Raw genomic sequence first — 13,649 nt, 5'->3', positions numbered from 1 at the left:
CCCCGCGCAGGTTACACGCCGGTTTCAGCACCGGTCATCCCTATTTCCCCGTCCCCCGGAGCCGTACCGCGCTGACCAGCCGGGCGGCCACGACCACCGCGCAGCCGATTGCGGTGATCACCAGGCAGAGCGTGAACGTCGGATAGAGGTAGGCCACCTGGATCCACATGATGTCGGCGCCCCGGGCCAGCACCCGGAAGATCGGGGCCAGCGCCGCGCACAGCGCGATCGGCGCCAGGTAGGGCAGCAGCCGCCACCGCTGCCGTCCCCTGCGCCGCGCCGCCCAGCGGCGGGAGCGCGCCACGCCCCGCGCCGTCAGGGCCACGGCCCCCACGCCGGCCAGCAGGAAGAGCGCGTCCGTGACCAGGGTCGGCGGCATCGGGGGGACCTCGGGCGTGCCTCCCTCGACGAGGGCGACGAGCCCGTCCAGGAGCGCGCGGGCGTCGCCGAAGGCCATGCCGGTGTTGGCCATGACCGCGACGCCGTAGCCGGAGCCGGGCATGAGGAGCTGGTAGGCCGTCGAGGTGAACAGGTCGCCGCCGTGCTCGATGACGGGCGTGCCGCGCCCGGTCCGGCCGAGCGTCCAGCCGAGCGCGTACGAGTCGTTCAGGCGGGAGGGGGTGCGCATCTCCTTGACGCTCCCGGGCGACAGGATGCCGCCCTGCTGCGCGATCAGCCAGCGGGCCATGTCGGCGGCGGTGCTGAGGACGCCGCCCGAGCCGTTGCCGAACCCGGCCGGCTCGGGCGCCGGGACCGCCCGGCCGAGGACCATCAGGTGGCCGCGGGCGCTGCCGGGCAGGTCGCGGTCGGTGTCGATGGTCGTGCTGTCGCGCATGCCGAGCGGCTCGAACACCCGCTCGCGCAGGTAGCCGGCGAACGGCCGCCCGCTGACCACCTCGACGAGCCGGGCGGCGACCTGGTAGTTGGTGTTGTGGTAGCTGTAGCGCGTGCCCGGCTCGGCGGCGAGGCGGGCCGTCCTGAGCCGCGCCACGGCGCCCTGCAGCGTGCCGGGTTGCGGCAGGCTCTTCTCCCGGAAGGCCGAGTCGGCCATGCCCGACGTCTGGTCGAGCAACTGCCTGACGGTGATCTGCGCCGCCCTGGGGTCCGCCATCGCGAACTCGGGCAGATAGCCGCGCACCGGCCTGTCGAGCTCGACCAGGCCCTGTTCGACGAGCTGCATCACGGCCAGCGAGGTGAACGACTTGCTGACCGACGCGACGGCCATCGGGGTGTCGGCCGTGACCGGCTCACCGGCCGCGGTCCGGCCGTACCCGGCGGCGTGCACGACCCGCTCGCCCCTGGTGACGGCGACGGCGACGCCGGGCAGCCCCGTCGCCTCCTGGTAGCGCGTCACGAACGTGTCCACGGCCGCGGGTGTGACCTGGCCGGGCGCCGACACGGGCGAAAGGGCGAGACAGAGCGCGATGACGAAATTTACTGACACGTACAGAAAGCTTGGTACGCCCCCTGCCCCGCGACTATTGCGGAACCCCGCCGTCTTCCTTACGGGGAACCGCCACCGTGGCCAGCCAGGCGACCACGACCAGCGGCGTGGCCTCGGCGGCCAGGAGCGTCTGCAGCCCCAGCGGTGTCGTCCCGGCGGCCACCGGCCGGACCAGCAGGACCAGCAGCGCGCCCGTCCACGCGAGCGCGGGCAGGACGGCCTGGCGGTCAGGCGGCGCGCCCCGGGCGGCCAGGAGCAGCAGCGCCGCGAGCGCGAGCGCACCCGCCGACGCCCAGTGGACGGCGTCGTCCTCGAAGGGCCCGCGCGGAAGGCCCACCCTGGCGGCGAGGGCCGCGACGACCAGGACGACGCCGGCGGGGCGCAGCAGCCGGGGCGCCCAGAGGGCGAGCAGCGCGAGCGCCAGCGGCAGTGCCGGAGCGAGCCAGGGGCGCACCTGCTCGCCGGTGACCGCCGGGGTGAGGGGCGCGTAGGCGAACCAGCCGAACGACTCCGGCAGCGGCTTCAGGCTGCCCAGCAGGGTAGGGACGGCGGCGGCGAGCACGGCGGCACTGCGGAGGACGGCGGTGGTGCGGGACATCGCGGCTCCGGCGCGGTCGGGGATCTGCCAGGAGCCTAGCCGGGCCTAGACAACAAGTGATCTAATCACTAGAACTGTACGGGAGCCCCCACCCCCCAAGGACGTGTGCGATGGCGCGACTGCGTTCAGCCAGATCTGCCCTCCTGTCCCTCGTCGCCGTGACGGCCCTGGCGGTCGCGCCGCAGCAGGCCGTGGCGGCGCCGCCGAAGCCGGTGCCGTCGACGGCCGCCGCCGTCCCCGAGCAGCCGGCCACGCCCTCCCCGTGCGCCCCCGCGTTCCGGGGGACGACGATCGACCAGCGGCTGACCAGCCTGTTCACCAACTACGGCAACGACAACAGCCGCCTGGACGACTGGACCGGCGCCGACGGCACCTACTCGGTGCGACTGCCGAACGGCCGGGAGGTGTGGGTGTTCTCCGACACGTTCCTGGGCCGGGTCAACCCCGACGGCAGCCGCCCGCCGGTCGTGGAGGAGGGCGGCACGACGGTCTTCCTCAACAACTCCTTCGCCGTCGAGCGCGACGGCAGGCTGCGCACCATCCACGACGGCACGGCGGCCGCGCCCACCGCCGTGATGAAGCCCCGCGACGGCGACCACTGGTTCTGGGCCGGTGACGCGACGCTCGCGGGCGGCCTGCTGGAGGTCACCTACCAGGAGTACGAGCGCTTCGGCCCCGGCGCGTGGGACTGGCGCTGGCACCGCAACGTGGTGGCGCGCTTCCCGCAGGGCCGGTTGGAGCGCCCGGTCAGCGTGCACGACCTGCCGTCCGGGCACGGCGTGGCGTGGGCCTCGGCGATCCTGAAGGACGGCGGCCACACCTACGTCTACGGCGTGGAGGACCTGGGCGGCGCCAAGTACATGCACCTGGCCAGGGTGAAGGGGCAGAGCCTGCTCGGCGAGTGGGAGTTCCGCACGGCCGGCGGCTCCTGGTCGAGGGACGAGGCGGACTCGGCCAGGCTGATGGCGGGCGTGGCGAACGAGTACAGCGTCAGCAAGGTCGGCAACGGCTATGTCCTGATAACTCATGACACGACCGAGGCGCTCAGCGCCAAGATCGTCGCGTACGCGTCCTGCTCCCCGACCGGCCCGTTCACCGGCAAGCAGGTCGTCTACACGACCCCCGAGACGAACGGCAACATCTTCACCTACAACGCCCACGCCCACCCCGCCATCGAGGGAGACGGCCTGGTGGTCTCCTACAACGTCAACAGCTTCGTCAACACCGACCACTACCGCGACGTGTCCATCTACCGGCCGCGCTTCCTCAACGTGAAGTTCGGCTGATGCGCAACTGGGCGGCGCGGCTGCGCCAGGGCACGCTCGACGGCATCGACTGCGTCACGCTGGAGAACGAGCTGCTGCGCGTGACCGTGCTGCCCGGCAAGGGCGGCGACGTGGTCGAGTTCCTGCACAAGCCGACCGACACCGACTTCGTCTGGCTGTCGCCGCAGGGCCTGCGCGACCCGCGCGGGCACCTCCAGGGCGCCGCCGACGACGTGGCCCCGTTCGCCGACCACTACGAGGGCGGCTGGCAGGAGGCGTTCCCCAACGGCGGCGCGCCCAGCACGTACCGGGGCGCCCGGCTGGCCCAGCACGGCGAGGTCTCGGGCCTGCCGTGGCGCTGCGAGGTCGTGGCCGACTCCGAGCAGGAGGTCGCGATCCGCCTGACCGTGCGCACCAGGCGGCTGCCGTACCGGATGGAGCGGACGATGCGGCTGCGGCCGGGCAGGGCCGCGCTGGAGGTCGAGGGGCGGGCGGCGAACGAGTCCGGCGTGGCGCTGCACGCGATGTGGGGACAGCACCTCGTGTACGGGGCGCCGTTCCTCAGGGCGGGCGCCCGCATCCGGCTGCCGGAGGGGGTGCGCGTGATCCCGCACGACACGCCGATCAACCCGCTCGGGCGGCGGGTGCGCGCGGGCGGGCCGTGGGAGTGGCCGGTGGTCCCCGCCGACGGCGGCGGCACCACCGACCTGAGCGTCGTGCCCGCCCGGGGCGGGCCGAGCGACATCGTCTACCTGACCGGGTTCGGCGACGACGGATGGTACGAGCTCGGGGCCGGGCCCGGCATCCGGGTCTCATGGGACGCCACGCTGCTGCCGTGTCTGTGGATGTGGCAGGAGCTCGGCGCGAGCGCGGACTACCCCTGGTGGGGCCGGGCCTGCGTGCTGGGCCTGGAGCCGTTCGCCGGCCTGCCGACCGACGGGCTGGCGGCGGCCGTGGCCAACGGCACCGCCCTCGTCCTGGAGCCGTACGAGACCAAGACGCTGAAGTGGCGCGCGGAGGTGCTTGCGTGAGGGAGTTCGACGGGAAGGTGGCGCTGGTCACCGGCGGTTCGACGGGCATCGGGCGGGCGGTCGTGGACCGGCTGGCCGACGGCGGCGCGTCGGTGGTGTTCTGCGGGGCCGACCCGGAGTCGGCGTTCGAGAGCGAGCAGGTCACGGGCGTGGTCGCCGACGTGCGGCGGGCGGGCGACATGCGCGACCTGGTGGACCTGGCCGTGGCCAGGCACGGCGGCCTGGACGTCGTGGTGACGTGCGCGGGCGTGCAGCGTTACGGCACGGTGGTCGACACGCCGGAGGACGTCTGGGACGAGGTGATGGACGTCAACCTCAAGGGCGTCTTCCTGACCTGCAAGGCGGCCGTGCCCCGGCTGAAGGCGCGCGGCGGCGGGTCGATCGTGGTGATGTCGTCGGTGCAGGCGTTCGCCTCGCAGGCGCAGGTGGCCGCCTACACCGCGAGCAAGTCGGCGCTCAACGGGCTGACCAGGGCGATGGCGCTCGACCACGCCGCCGACGGCATCCGCGTCAACGTGGTCTGCCCGGGGTCGGTCGACACGCCGATGCTGCGGTGGGCGGCCGACCTGTGGCGCGGCGGCCTGTCGCAGGAGGAGCAGGTCGCCGAGTGGGGCCGGGCGCACCCGCTCGGCCGGGTGGCCAGGGCCGAGGAGGTCGCCGAGCTGGTGGCGTTCCTGGCCGGGCCGCGTTCGTCGTTCATCACCGGCGCGGAGCACCGGGTGGACGGCGGGCTGCTGGCCAGGAACCCGGCCGCGCTGCCGGAATAGCGGCGCCGCTCACTTTTACCCTCGGACACGCGTTGATAACACAGCGCACGCGAAGCCTCACGCTAGGTTACGGGTGTTCCGAAGGACTCACCCCGATCAAGGAGACCCCTGTGAGGCTGTCCAAGCGTTTCGCCGGCGCCGTCGCCGCCGCGGCTCTGCTCACCGTCGTCGCCCCCGCGGCCACCGCCTCGGCGAGCCCCCGCTCCACCTGCTACGGCGGCAGGCTCTGCCTGTACGCGGGCTTCGACTACAACCGCGGGCAGGTCGACCACTGGCGCGACTTCGTCCACGACGACGCCAACTTCGCCGACAACAACTGGCTGACCTGGGACTACAGCAACTCCTGGCACAGCATGGACAACGAGACCAGCTCGGTCCGCAACCGCGTCGGCTGCCCGGTGACCCTGTGGCAGCACGCGTACTACACGGGTGCGCACAGCACGTTCCTGCACAACTCCAACGACGGCTTCCTGGCCAACAACGCGGTCGGCAACAACCGCGCCAGCTCGGTCGACATCTGGTGCCGCTGAGCTTTCCGGTGTCACTGAGCCGAAGCAGCGCCGGTTTCCGGATTTTTCCGGAAACCGGGCGCCGCGTGCCCCTACTCCTCGCCGCCCTCCTCCTGACCGGCTGCGCCACCCCGGAGCCGCCGCCCGGCGTCACCTCGGTGGCCGACCTGGTGCTGCCGTTCGACGCCTACAAGCCCACCCCGGGCCAGCGGGCGGTCCTGGCCAACGCGCACAACCTGCTGGTCGTCCGGTGCATGCGCCGCCACGGCGTCACCGTGAACCCGCCCGCCGAGGACGAGGAGGCCATCGCGGCGGCCGACCCCGGCAACACCCGCCGCTACGGCGTCGCCGACCCGCGCCAGGCCGCCGAGCACGGCTACCACCTGGCCGGCGGCTCGCCCGCCAAGCCGTGGACGGCCAAGCTGACCAAGGCCGCGCGCAGGCAGCTCAACGGCCGCCAGGGCTGCCTCGACCGGGCCGACGCCCAGCTCAGCCGCGGCACCCCCAAGGCCGACTGGTCATGGCTGGCCCTCCAGGACTCGCTCACGCTGGAGCAGGCCGCCAGGGAGCCCGCCGTGTCGCAGGCCGTCGACCGCTGGAAGGCGTGCATGGAACGGGCCGGCCACCCCTACCCGTCGCCGGAGGCCGCCATCGCCGACCGGCGCTGGAACCTGGAGAAACCCGAGGTCAGCGACGAGGAGAAGCAGACCGCGAGCGCGGACGTGGCCTGCAAGTGGTCCTCCGGCCTGGTCGCCGCCTGGTACGCGGCCGACGCCGACCTGCAGCGGGCCGTCGTGCGCGACAACGACCGCCGCTTCGCCGCCTTCCGCGACAACCTGGGCCGGCGGCTCGACCGGGCGACCGCCCTGCTCAAGTGACCGCCCCGCTCGACCGTCAGACGGCGACCTCGACCGACACGGAGGGGTCGGCGAAGCGCTCGTTCGGCACCCGGGCGAACCAGCCGGGCCGGCCCGGGTCGCGGTCGTACGGGTAGCCGCCGGTCTCCCGGTAGAGCTCGGCGTAGCGGGCCACCCGCTCCCGGTCCAGCCGCACGCCCAGCCCGGGGCCCTGCGGCACCGCGATGGCACCCTCCGCGTACGCCATCCGGCCGCCCTCGATCACGTCGTCCCGGAGCTGGTGGTAGTGGGCGTCGGCCGCGTACGTCAGGTTGGGCAGCACCGCGCCGAGGTGCAGCATGGTCGCGAGCTGGATGCCCAGCTCGCCGGAGGAGTGCACGGCCACGTCCACCTGGAACGTCTCGCACACCCCCGCCGCCTTGACGCACGGCCTGATGCCGCCCCAGAACGTGGTGTCCAGCAGCACCACGTCGGCGCCCCGGCGCAGCACGTTCGCGGCGAGCTGCTCGAAGTTGACCACCACGGTGTTGGTCGCGATCGGCACCCTGACCTGCTCGCGGACCAGCCGCAGCCCTTCCAGCCCGAAGACCGGGTCCTCCAGGTAGTCGTTGTCCAGGTGCTCGATGGCCCGGCCGAACCGGACGGCCTCGGCCATCGACAGCACCGCGTTCGGGTCGTAGCGGAACCGGTCGCCGGGGAACGCCTCGGCCAGCGCCCGGTAGCACTCCAGCTCGTAGTCCGGCGGGAACACGCCGCCCTTGAGCTTGTGGACGGTGAACCCGTGGGCCGCCTTGAGCGCGCGGGTCTGCTCGACAAGCTGGTCCGGCGTGCGCACCTCGGCGTAGCCGTCGGCGGCGTAGCGGTAGAACAGGTAGGAGGCGAACGGGACGGCGTCACGCACCCGGCCGCCCAGCAGGTCGCACACCGGCACGCCGAGGTGCTGCCCGATCAGGTCGAGGCAGGCGAACTCGACGGCGGCCAGGAGCTGCGTCCGGTTGTTGTAGAGCGAGGCCGTCGGGTTCGCGATCTTGAAGCGGAGCGCTTCGAGCTGGAAGGGGTCGTGGTCCTTCAGGTAGGGCACGAGCGCGCGGAACGCCGCCTCGGCGCTCTCGCCGCCGCCGCCCATCTCGCCCAGGCCGACGAGCCCGTTGTCGGCCTCGACCTCGACGATCGTGCGGACGAACCGGCCCCAGTGCGCGCCGTTGCTGTGCCGTAGCGGCGCCTCCAGGGGCACGGCGACCGTCGTGGCCCGGATGTCAACGATCTTCACAGGTCCCCCCAGACGACGGCGACCCCGCAGGCCGGGAGCCGTACCTTGACCGATTCCCCGTCCACGTCGGCAGGCCGCACGTCGTGACCCAGGCCAGCGCTCACGCTCGCGCGGCGCAGGCCCGGCAGGGTGACCGTCACCTCGACGGGCTCGGGGGCCAGCGACTGCAGCCGTACCAGCGTGGACTCCCCGTCCCTGCCCAGCGAGGTCACCAGCACGTCCGGGTGGTCGGCCGACACGTACGTCCTGGCCGCCTCGCCGGCAGGCCCGGTGAGCAGCGCGCCCACGAACGGGTCGGTCAGCCCGGCGGCGGCCAGCGCGCCGAGCCGCCTGCCCGGGGCGCCCGCCTCGGACCTGACGGCGTAGCGGAACGTGGTCTCGCCCTGCTGCTGCGCCGGGAAGTTGGTGTCCCAGATGTTGTTGAGCGCCCACGAGTAGACCGTGCCGTCCTCCTGGTCGAGCGTCGGGGGGAACGGCGCGTACGGCATGTGGATGGTGCCGAGCTGCACCAGCGGCGCTTCCAGGGTGGCCCAGGCGACGGTCAGCTCCGGGTCCTCGAAGGCGATCCAGTGCCGGATCGGCAGCATGTACTCGGCCGAGCCGGGCACGCGCGGCACGTCGGGCCCGCCGACGCCGCCGGTCAGCTCCCAGGCCGTGGGCTGCCCGGCGGCCAGCGGGAAGGCCAGGAACACCGCCTCCTTGGCCGGGGTGCCCTGCTTGGCGAGCTGGTAGGTCAGGTCGAGGCGGGCGACGCCGTGGTGCAGCTCGACGGTGGTGCGCAGCCAGTCGACGCCCTTGCCGCGCAGCTCGACGACGAGCTTCTCGCCGACGGCGGTGCGCTCTGCCTTGACGATCGTGGCGTTGCCCGCGATGGCGCGGTCGCCGAGCAGGGTTCGGTCGTGTGCGCCGACGTGCCCGGACAGGTGGTTGAAGTGCGGGGCGGTGGCGTAGCGGTCGTAGACGTACTGGCCGAATCCGGCGGCGGCGTCCTGGTTGACCAGCTCGCGGCCGGCGACCTTGTCGAACACCGAGCCGATGTAGCCTTCGCGGACGTCGTAGGCGACCCGGTAGAACTCGTTCTCGATGACGCCGCCGGGGTCGAGGGCGACGGGCTCGGGGGCCTGCCGCTCGCCGCGAACGACGTCGAGTCGCACGTACCCGAATCCCGTAATATCCGGCACGACGGCGTGGATGTGCCGCCCGATCGGCCGCGTCGGCCAGTCCGCCGGATCGACGTACTCCTCGTGGTGCGGCACCGTCTCCCCGGTGCGCGCGTCCACCAGCGCGATCGGCACGTCCACCGGCACCACGTCCCTGGGCAGGAACGTCCGCACCACGTCCGTCCGCGTCGCCGTCCCCGGGTTGAACACCGCGAACGCCGCCAGCGCCTCGCCGCCCGAGCCCTCGGCCGACAGCGCCGCCGCGAACCTGCGCACGCCCGCCTGGAGCAGGTCCGCCGCGTCGTCCTGCGCGTCGTAGGCGCCCGACGACTTGCGCGTCCACTGCAGCCCGCCCGAGTCGCCCGCCTCCTCGGCGTCCTCCCACGGGTTGGCCGCGCCCCAGGTGTGCTCGTTGAACAGCGCCACCTTGTCGTAGGCGAGCCCGATCCGCTCCCCCGCGTCGACCCCGGCCAGCGTGTGCAGCGTCTCGGCCGTCCGCAACGCCGACTGCGCCCGCCGCACGTACCCGAGCGGGCGCGCCCCCGACCCGAGCCCGTCGGCCCACCAGTCGGTCCAGTCGCCCTCGTGCACGGCCAGCCGGTCGTGGTAGCGCTCGGCCACGTGATCGAAGAAGTCGCTGTTGACCGCCGAGCGCAGCCGCGGCCAGGCCCATTGCTCGTTCCAGCGCCGCGCGATCGACGCCGGCACGATCGACGGCCCGGCGTTGTCCGCGTGCGCGCCCTGCACCCGCAGGTGCAGCACGTCCAGCTCGTACGGCTCGCGCGGCGCGTCCGGCCCCTGCCACCCGAACGTGCCCGGCCCGTACGGGTAGCCGCGCGAGGCGAGCGCGGCCAGGTAGCGCGGCAGCAGGTCGTCGGCCAGCTCGTAGGAGTCGGTCAGCCCGACCGTGTTGCCCTCCATGTACGCCATGCCGTGGGGCGTGTCGGTGAACCACACGAGCAGTTCGTTCCCGCTCGGCGCCCGCCACCGGAACGGCCTGGTCAGCTTGTCGCCGCCGTGCAGGTACGGCACCGAGCGCCCGGCCCAGTTGTGCGCGGCGGCCAGGTAGCGCACGCCGGCCGCGTTCAGCGCGTCGATCAGCCCGACGACCGCGCCCGGCACGTCGGTGTGCATGGCCGAGCGGGCCGGGATGCCGTACGCCTGCCGCAGCTCGCCGGTGAAGCGGAGCTGCCGGTAGAGCTCCTCGGTCGAGCACGCCTCGGTGTGGAGCTGGAACGGCAGCGCCGTGACCTCGATGATCCCGGCGCGGGCCAGCGCGGCGAACTTCTCGACCTGCTCGGCGGGCCGGGCCTCCAGCCACTTCAGCGCGGGCATGGACGACTCGACCGACCAGCGGAACTTCGCGTCGTCGGGCCAGGAGGCGGTCTCCTCGCCCAGCCGGACGGCCGCGTCCAGGTAGTCCAGGTGGTGGCGCAGCACCGTGCCCTGCGGGTCGGTGTAGCCGATGTCCAGGTGCGAGTGGTGCACGACGAACACGTTCCACTTGCGCTGCGGCCCGACCGTGATCTGCGCGGTGCCGACCACGCCGGCGTCGTCGCGGCACTCCAGCGTCAGCGCGCGCGGCGCGCTCACCTCCGGCACCAGCAGCGTCACGTCGGTCCCCGAGGCGCTGTCGACGCCCACCAGCACGTGCGTGAGCGCCCGCGTGCTCGACACCCGCACCGCCTGCCGGCCGTCGTGGGTGAACAGCGGCAGCACCGCCACCCGCACCTCCAGCCCGCGCACGCTGATCACCGGCGTCGAGGTGTCGTCGCGCAGCGCCTGCCTGATCCCGTCGTAGTCCGGGGATCCGAGGCTGCGCTGCAGCAACCGGCTCGTCATCAAACACTCCCTAGAGACAGGCCCCGTGCGAAGAGGCGCTGGGTGGCGAGGAACAGCACGACCGTGGGCAGCGACACGACCAGGCCCGCCGCCAGGCCGACCGGGACGGGCGTCCCGGCGTACACGTCGGTCATCAGGCCGGCGAGCGCGGTCATGACGGGCCGCACCTCGGCCGTCTGCGTCAGCGTCAGGCCGAAGATCAGGTCGTTCCAGATGAAGGTGAACTCCAGGATGAACACGGCGGCCAGCGCGCTGGTGGCCAGCGGCAGGTAGATCCGCCAGAAGACGCGCCAGGTGGAGGCCCCGTCCATGCGGGCCGCCTCGAAGATCGAGAACGCCACCCCGCTGTAGAAGTTGCGCAGCACGAACGCGGCCAGCGGCACGTTGATCGCCGTGTAGATCAGGATCATGCCGAGGCGGCTGTCGTACAGCCCGGCGTCGCTGTAGCCGACGAACAGCGGCACGAGCAGCATCTGCGACGGGAAGACGGTGCCGCCGAACAGCAGCAGGAACCACCAGAAGCCGTGCCGCAGCCGCAGCACCACGATCGTGTAGCCGGCCAGCGCGCCGATGAGCACGCCGAGCGCGGGCGACACGACGCTGTAGAGAGCGGTGCTGGCCAGGCTGGCGCCCAGGTCGGCGCCCTCCAGCGCGCGGGCGAAGTTGTCCAGCAGCGCGAAGTCGCCCGGCGGCGCCCAGGCCCGCGCCGGGTCGTACGACTCGGCCGGTCTGGAGGCGTTGACGATGAGCAGGTAGGTGGGCCCGAGCCAGATCAGCCCGAGCACGACGAGAACCGCGCGCCGGATCATCGCACCTGCCTCTTCAGGTAGAGGTAGGACGCCAGCCCCGCGACCACGGTGAGCGCCACCGCGACCGTGGAGCCGTAACCGTAGTCGCCGGCCACGAACGTCTCCTTGTACATGGTCACGGCGAGCGTCTCGGAGTTGCGCCCCGGGCCGCCCTGCGTCAGGACCCAGACGATGTCGAACGTCTTCAGGCTCGCCACCAGCGCCAGCCCCACCACGACCGCGGTGAGCGGGCGCATCAGCGGCCAGATGACGTGGCGGAACAGCCGCCAGCCGGACGCCCCGTCGAGCCGGGCCGCCTCGATCGGCCCCTTCGGGATCGACTGCAGCCCGACCACGAACAGCAGCGTGTTGACGCCGAGCTGCTGCCACGTCCACACGAGCAGCATCGCGATCGTGTTGTGCGGCGCCTTCTGCAGGAACGCGGTGTCGACGCCGAGGAGCAGATTGGCGACGCCGCCGTGCGACAGCACCGGACTCCACACCATGGCCAGCCCGGCGCCGCTGAGCGCGTACGGGAGCATGAACGGCACCCGGTACCAGGCGCCGCCCCTGATGTCGTAGGACAGCACCGCCACCAGCAGGCCGAGGCCCACGGGCAGCGCCATCGTGCCGACGACCCAGATCAGCGTGTTGCCGGCCGAGGACAGCAGCACGGGGTCGTCGAAGAGCTTGGCGAAGTTGGCCAGGCCCGCCCACTCGGGCGGCGCCAGCCCGTCGTACCGGGTCAGGCTCAGGTACGCGGTCCACACGAACGGCGCGTAGAGCAGCCCGGCGACGAGCAGCGCGGCGGGGGCGACGTACCCGTGCCTGAACCTGCCGAGGATCGGGGCGCGCGTCACTGATGCGTGCTCCAGTACTCGTCGGCCTCCTTCTGGATCGTCTCCAGCACCTCCATGTACGTCCCGGGCTCGGTGACGAACTTGCTGAAACCGTCCAGGGCGGCTGTCAGGATGGGCGGCGGGGTGGCCTCGAAGTAGCGGTTGACCAGGCGGTACTCGCCGCTGCCCGCGTCCTTGGTGACCTGGCCGAGCGCCTCGTCCTCGATGGTGACCTTGGGGTTGGCGCTCACGTCGCCGCGGATGCCGGCCCACTTCTTCTGGGCTTCGGCGGTGGTCCACCACTTGAGGTACTTCATGCTCGCGTCGGGGTCGGCGGCCTTGGCGAGGGAGCAGAGCGGGCCGCTCTCGAAGATCATCGAAGTCTTGGGCAGGCTCGGGTTCACGTTGGGGATGACGAAGAAGCCGTAGTCGGCGCCGGCTTTCATGTCACGCTGGGTCATGCTGGTGTTGAACCAGGTGCCGAACGAGACCATCGCGGCCTTGCCGGTCTTCAGCACGTCGCCGGGGTCTGTTTTATCGCCCGGATTCATGAAATATCCGGCGTCGATGAGCTCTTTCCACTTCTCCATCACCGCGACCACGCCCGGATCGGTGTACTTCGCCTGACCCGTGGACAGCCGGTCGTACAGGTCGGGGTCCATCCCGGCCATGATCTGCTCGAACCAGACGAACGAGAACAGCACGCTGGTGTGGTAGAACGCCTTCACGTCGTGCTGCTTCAGCGTCTCGGCGATCTTGACCAGGTCCTCCCAGGTGGCCGGGGGCTTCAGGTCGTGCTCGTCGAAGATCTTCTTGTTGTAGAACATGCCCCAGTACGCGACGTTCATCGGCACGCAGTACTGCTTGCCGTCGATCGTGTAATAGGGCGCCAGGTCCTGCGACAGGTCGCCGGCCTTGATGGCCTCCTGCCAGACGGCCGTGGTGTCGGCCACCTGCTTCTGCTTGACGATCTCCTGCAGCATCCCCCCGGTCTGCCAGGTGAAGAGGTCAGGCTTGACGTTCGTGCGGAACGAGGCCTTGATGAACGCCTGATACTGCGCGGAGTCGGTGTAGCCGGTGGGCTTCATGGACAGGCCGATGCTCTGCTTGGAGGCAGCGCCCATCTCCTCGAAGTACTTGCTCCACGCGCCCTTGTCGTTGTAGAGGGTGAGCTCTGTCTTCTTCTGCGCCGTCTCGGCGCCGTTCCCGCCACAGGCGGCGAGAAGGACGGCCGCCACGCCGAGCGTGGCCACTCGTGACCGGACCATGTTCCCGGCCT

The 13,649-nt window shown here is 72.1% G+C and carries 12 protein-coding genes; 5 read left to right on the top strand and 7 right to left on the bottom strand.

Annotation, left to right across the window (positions count from 1 at the left end; all coding sequences use genetic code 11):
• Nucleotides 1-40: 40 nt before the first annotated feature.
• Together ACWDXC_RS28165 and ACWDXC_RS28160 are read right to left on the bottom strand one after the other, a co-directional pair.
• Nucleotides 41-1,366: a serine hydrolase domain-containing protein gene (locus tag ACWDXC_RS28165; RefSeq protein WP_449986674.1), complete on the bottom strand. Its 1,326-nt coding sequence runs from the start codon at nucleotides 1,364-1,366 to the stop codon at nucleotides 41-43.
• 112 nt (nucleotides 1,367-1,478) lie between these two features.
• Entirely contained in the window at nucleotides 1,479-2,042 is a 564-nt protein-coding gene (locus ACWDXC_RS28160) for a hypothetical protein (RefSeq protein ID WP_449986672.1), read from the bottom strand.
• Between the two features lie 110 nt (nucleotides 2,043-2,152).
• Between ACWDXC_RS28160 and ACWDXC_RS28155 the strand changes: the two genes are divergently transcribed.
• The 5 genes from ACWDXC_RS28155 to ACWDXC_RS28135 all read left to right on the top strand — a co-directional run bounded on the left by ACWDXC_RS28155 (nucleotide 2,153) and on the right by ACWDXC_RS28135 (nucleotide 6,492).
• The gene (locus ACWDXC_RS28155; RefSeq protein WP_375074450.1) at nucleotides 2,153-3,328 is read left to right on the top strand and encodes a DUF4185 domain-containing protein; all 1,176 of its coding nucleotides are present in this window, start codon (nucleotides 2,153-2,155) and stop codon (nucleotides 3,326-3,328) included.
• Nucleotides 3,328-4,338, top strand: coding sequence for a DUF4432 family protein (locus ACWDXC_RS28150; protein ID WP_449986671.1), 1,011 nt, complete (start codon nucleotides 3,328-3,330; stop codon nucleotides 4,336-4,338). Before ACWDXC_RS28155 ends, ACWDXC_RS28150 begins: the two co-directional genes overlap by 1 nt.
• Nucleotides 4,335-5,105, top strand: a complete 771-nt coding sequence (locus ACWDXC_RS28145; protein WP_449986669.1) for an SDR family NAD(P)-dependent oxidoreductase — start codon at nucleotides 4,335-4,337, stop codon at nucleotides 5,103-5,105. The genes ACWDXC_RS28150 and ACWDXC_RS28145 overlap by 4 nt, the downstream gene beginning before the upstream one ends.
• 110 nt (nucleotides 5,106-5,215) lie before the next feature.
• Complete coding sequence (locus tag ACWDXC_RS28140) at nucleotides 5,216-5,635, top strand: peptidase inhibitor family I36 protein (RefSeq protein WP_219501326.1); 420 nt, start codon at nucleotides 5,216-5,218, stop codon at nucleotides 5,633-5,635.
• A gap of 65 nt (nucleotides 5,636-5,700) precedes the next feature.
• A complete protein-coding gene (locus ACWDXC_RS28135) occupies nucleotides 5,701-6,492 on the top strand; it encodes a hypothetical protein (RefSeq protein ID WP_449986666.1) in 792 nt (263 codons plus the stop codon).
• Nucleotides 6,493-6,508: 16 nt separating this feature from the next.
• On the opposite strand, the gene ACWDXC_RS28130 is transcribed toward ACWDXC_RS28135, so the two are convergent.
• The 5 genes from ACWDXC_RS28130 to ACWDXC_RS28110 are packed head-to-tail and all read right to left on the bottom strand — an operon-like array spanning nucleotide 6,509 to nucleotide 13,638.
• Nucleotides 6,509-7,741: an enolase C-terminal domain-like protein gene (locus ACWDXC_RS28130; protein ID WP_219501322.1), complete on the bottom strand. Its 1,233-nt coding sequence runs from the start codon at nucleotides 7,739-7,741 to the stop codon at nucleotides 6,509-6,511.
• Nucleotides 7,738-10,743, bottom strand: a complete 3,006-nt coding sequence (locus tag ACWDXC_RS28125) for a glycoside hydrolase family 38 N-terminal domain-containing protein (RefSeq protein ID WP_449986664.1) — start codon at nucleotides 10,741-10,743, stop codon at nucleotides 7,738-7,740. The genes ACWDXC_RS28130 and ACWDXC_RS28125 overlap by 4 nt, the downstream gene beginning before the upstream one ends.
• On the bottom strand, nucleotides 10,743-11,552 hold the full coding sequence (locus ACWDXC_RS28120; protein WP_364171158.1) for a carbohydrate ABC transporter permease: 810 nt from the start codon (nucleotides 11,550-11,552) through the stop codon (nucleotides 10,743-10,745). The genes ACWDXC_RS28125 and ACWDXC_RS28120 overlap by 1 nt, the downstream gene beginning before the upstream one ends.
• On the bottom strand, nucleotides 11,549-12,391 hold the full coding sequence (locus tag ACWDXC_RS28115; protein ID WP_308125629.1) for a carbohydrate ABC transporter permease: 843 nt from the start codon (nucleotides 12,389-12,391) through the stop codon (nucleotides 11,549-11,551). Before ACWDXC_RS28115 ends, ACWDXC_RS28120 begins: the two co-directional genes overlap by 4 nt.
• On the bottom strand, nucleotides 12,388-13,638 hold the full coding sequence (locus ACWDXC_RS28110) for an ABC transporter substrate-binding protein (protein ID WP_449986661.1): 1,251 nt from the start codon (nucleotides 13,636-13,638) through the stop codon (nucleotides 12,388-12,390). Before ACWDXC_RS28110 ends, ACWDXC_RS28115 begins: the two co-directional genes overlap by 4 nt.
• Nucleotides 13,639-13,649 lie beyond the last annotated feature (11 nt).

This window comes from Nonomuraea sp. NPDC003214, from assembly GCF_053590035.1.
Note: the sequence above shows the minus strand (reverse complement) of the source record. Positions and strands in the feature narration are given on the sequence as shown.